This window comes from Pseudomonas rossensis, assembly GCF_039888995.1.
GTDB classification, from domain to species: domain Bacteria; phylum Pseudomonadota; class Gammaproteobacteria; order Pseudomonadales; family Pseudomonadaceae; genus Aquipseudomonas; species Aquipseudomonas rossensis.
Genome location: NZ_JBBWCB010000256.1, coordinates 1 through 3,527 on the forward strand (window position 1 = coordinate 1; position 3,527 = coordinate 3,527).

At 48.4% G+C, this 3,527-nt stretch carries 3 protein-coding genes and 1 pseudogene; 2 read left to right on the forward strand and 2 right to left on the reverse strand.

Annotated elements, in window-relative coordinates:
* Nucleotides 1–41: 41 nt before the first annotated feature.
* Complete coding sequence (locus tag WLY71_RS30085; protein ID WP_347806477.1) at nucleotides 42–956, forward strand: glycine betaine ABC transporter substrate-binding protein; 915 nt, start codon at nucleotides 42–44, stop codon at nucleotides 954–956.
* A 452-nt stretch (nucleotides 957–1,408) separates the two neighbouring features.
* Here the strand turns inward: WLY71_RS30085 and WLY71_RS30090 are convergent, their stop codons facing one another.
* Nucleotides 1,409–2,434, reverse strand: a complete 1,026-nt coding sequence (locus WLY71_RS30090; protein WP_347806478.1) for a hypothetical protein — start codon at nucleotides 2,432–2,434, stop codon at nucleotides 1,409–1,411.
* 580 nt (nucleotides 2,435–3,014) lie between these two features.
* On the opposite strand from WLY71_RS30090, the gene WLY71_RS30095 reads away from it, so the two are divergent.
* A complete protein-coding gene (locus tag WLY71_RS30095; protein ID WP_347806479.1) occupies nucleotides 3,015–3,215 on the forward strand; it encodes a hypothetical protein in 201 nt (66 codons plus the stop codon).
* Between the two features lies 1 nt (nucleotide 3,216).
* Here WLY71_RS30095 and WLY71_RS30100 read toward each other — a convergent pair.
* Nucleotides 3,217–3,372: pseudogene (locus WLY71_RS30100) on the reverse strand (site-specific integrase); the annotation flags it as partial.
* Between the last annotated feature and the right edge of the window lie 155 nt (nucleotides 3,373–3,527).

The window sequence follows — 3,527 nt, forward strand, 5'->3', positions numbered from 1 at the left end:
TCCATACACCACCCAAAAGCTAAAATAATAGGATGATTAAAATGAAGCTTGATTTTATGTATGTATTCAAGTGTGCGACGTTGGCAGTGGTACCTTTAATGTCATTAGGCGTTCAAGCGACGGAGTCTGAATTCAGGGAAGATCAAGCCTTGCGATTGAGTTTTATTTCAGAGCCGGACTCTGAAATCGTTACAAATATGGCCAAAAAAATCCTAGAGCAACAACTCGACTATAAAGTAAAACTCTCACTGCTAGCACTTGGCGTGCAATATCAAAGCATCTCAACTAAAAAGCTTGACGTTATGCTCATGGCTTGGCTACCGAACACCCAAGTTGCTTATTGGGACAAGTATAAAAATAGTGTTGATGATTTAGGCATAATCTATGGCGGGAAGCTTGGATGGGTGGTGCCAGAATACGTGCCGATTAACGAAGTAAGAACAATCGCTGATTTGGAAAATCCCGAAGTTGCAAAGAAATTTAAAGGAACAATACAAGGCATCGACCCTGGTGCAGGCTTAATGAGAAAGTCCGAAGAAACAATAAAAAATTACAACTTAGTCGATTACAAACTCTCTGCTAGCAGCGCAACTGCAATGACTATTGCGATGGATCGAGCCATTCTTAAAAAAGACTGGATCGTTGCCACAGCCTGGACCCCTCATTGGATGTTTGGAAAGTGGAACCTACGCTATTTGGAAGATCCAAAGGGCTCTTTAGGTGGTGCTGAAGGCGTACATGCCCTTTCTCGCAAAGGGTTCGGTGAAGATTTTCCTCGAGCAGCGAACTTCCTTCAAAACTACAAAATCCCCCTTGCCGACTTGCAGGGAATTATGGCCGAGTCTCATGAGACTTCAAACCCCGATGGGGCTATCACCCATTATCTTGACTCACACCCAGAGAAAATTACTGAGTGGACCGAAAGTGCAAAAAAACTTCCACTCTACAAAAATTGACATAACCCTTGCTATGTCAAACAGCTAAAGTAATCGCACGCAAACTCGTTATCAGCTTCCCAAGCTGATAAACGAGGCTTAATTCCCTTCGCCCGCCCCACTGTTTTCACGGTTTCCAGCGGTGCATGTACTGACTGCAATCAGTTGGGGGCCGTTTTGGGGGGCGTTTCATAATTGAGCGAGGGATTCGAACCCTTCTCCCGTCCCCACTGGCCGCTTCAGGCCAGAGAATACGGTGTTTTCGTCCTTTGCCCATCCGTAACCTCTGTCGAAAGTAAAGATTTCAATCTCAGACGCATACTTTTCTGCACCGGAAACTATGGCCGACTTTTTCAACAGAATCGGCCGATTGCTGCCTGTTGCGAGGGGCCGCTATGGAAAGCGGTCACCGACTCACAGGCCGGTGCTTTGGAGGAATGACCGCTTTGCGTTGCAAAAAAGTGCACAGCGGGTCAAGTGTGACCTGTAGCATCTTGTTGGCTTTTTCTGTCACTAATGCTTCTTTTATATTTTTCGAGAAGATGTTTGTCATTTGCTTTCGCATATAATCGTCTTATAGCGTCGTCCGTAATAGAGGTTTTCCCACACTTCGTTCCGTACAACCCATAGGGCACGACCGCTTGTTTCTGTTCAAAGTCGCGAAGGATTAAACGTGTTTTTTCCAAAGCACTCAAATATTTTCCAGCAATCGCGACAAGATCACGCGATCTTATATCTGAGATTATGTATCGGTGGATAACGCGATTTCTCGAATTATAGAGCTCATTCAAACTATCGAAAGTCTCCACATCAATTACTTGAAATTTTAAAGCATCATCGAAGACTTTTCTCTCCAATATGCCCTTTTCACCATCTGCCTGGAAAAGGTATCTAATTTCGATATTGTCTGTCTTTTCCTCCAGCTGTTTTGCAATTACCAAGCTCAACCTTAAATGCGCATCTATTTGATTTGCTGCAATCGCAATGATCTCAATGAATGCCATAGCGTCAATTGCTGAGTAAAGAAGATCATATGACGCTGCAAGAGCCCCTGTAAATCGATCAAACTTATCGAGGTCTGCAGCCAGTTTACGATCACTCTCGGGGACTATTACGACCGAATTCAGAATTTTATTCACGATTGCAAGCTGTTCGGCAATCCTCTTGTCGCCTTCAAGGCCTACATCGTAGATATACTTACCTATCAATGCTTGATCATAATAAGCGCCGAAAAACAGATGTGTGCAAAACTCGGAGTTATCTTCCCTTGACTCGTTCCAGCTTAGTTTTCTGACTCCGTTGGGATTGGCTTTGGCAATTCTGGGGGCAAGTTCGTTCAACGGATAGCAACTCAGCTGAAAGCAGCCTAACGGGTCTTCATAAGGTTGAAACCCGTAAGGCGACTTCTCTTCATAGTCGCTAAGGCCTGAATTAAGGTACTGCCAATCGATTGGGACTTGAATTAAAAGTATTCCGTTGGGCTCAGTCCAGTGTTTCATGCATGCCTGCCATATCGCATTCTAGTCGCTCCAAAATAACAAACTTAACAGTTGGGAGACAGAAATGTCCTGGATCTTTCGGGCACTTCTGTCGCATGGCATGTGCCCTTTTGGGCGATTGCAGTCTTTGACGACCGGTACATTGAATTCCGCCCTATGTTCAATCGGCCCCCACACCTGGCGCAGGTGTGGGGGCCTTTTTTGGCGACCGTGTAAACTACTCCCCACCGTGCTGGTCTACCATTCCCTTACTGTCTGGTCGATGCATTCGGCCCACTTCTTCGAACAGGGAGCACCCTTCATGTCGTAAGTCTATGAGGGCTTGGCTACCGTCGCCGTGATCGCCCGCTACCTGGGGCAGGCACCGATTGAGCTGACGACGCTCGAATGTCCGGTACGCTTGAGCGATGCCGACTCTGGGCGAGCCCGCATTGAACTGCAGCAGTATCTACAAGGATCCAAGGCGGCCAACCTGCCGCGGATGATCCCGCCTGACGGGCACATGGTGCAGGGGTAAATAATCGACGCCTGCAACGAACCGGGTGGCGGCTGGCTGCTGATCAATGTCGGGCAATTCGAGTTGACGCCTGAGCCGCCGGCCAACGTCAACTCGGTTCGCCTGGTGGCCAGGATCGCGGGCGGCCCCGATTGGGGGGTGTCGATTCGCCTGGGCGGCAGCGGCGCACGCTGGGTGCCGGTGCGCTCAAGACGTGAGCCGTTGCGCACCTGGTCCAGCTTGACCGCGGTATGGCGCTTTGCCGAAAGCGTCGGCCTGAGTTGATTCAGTGTAGAGCTGTAACCGGTGACAGTTTCAGGGCCAGTTGCAGCATGCCCACCACGTCCGGTCCGTCCTCATTGATGCAGGTTCCGTAGTGCTTACGGATCATGTTGCCGTTGGTATGGCCCACCTGATCGGCGATCCAGCTAGCAAAAGCCATTTCTACAGACCGACGTCCGTCCGTCTTGCCTTCGAATGCGGGATCCCTGCAGCCCGATTTCTTTCCGCAATTTATTTTGAGGTGCTGGTTTTACTATCCTAGAACGAAGGGAAAATGTATGCGGTGCGGAAAAATGCTACCTCTAAGCTTATGAT

Bases quoted from the DNA above. Each gene is read 5' to 3' on its own strand.
- WLY71_RS30090 (WP_347806478.1), bottom strand. From the start codon at position 2,434: ATGAAACACTGGACTGAGCCCAACGGAATACTTTTAATTCAAGTCCCA.
- WLY71_RS30085 (WP_347806477.1), top strand. From the start codon at position 42: ATGAAGCTTGATTTTATGTATGTATTCAAGTGTGCGACGTTGGCAGTG.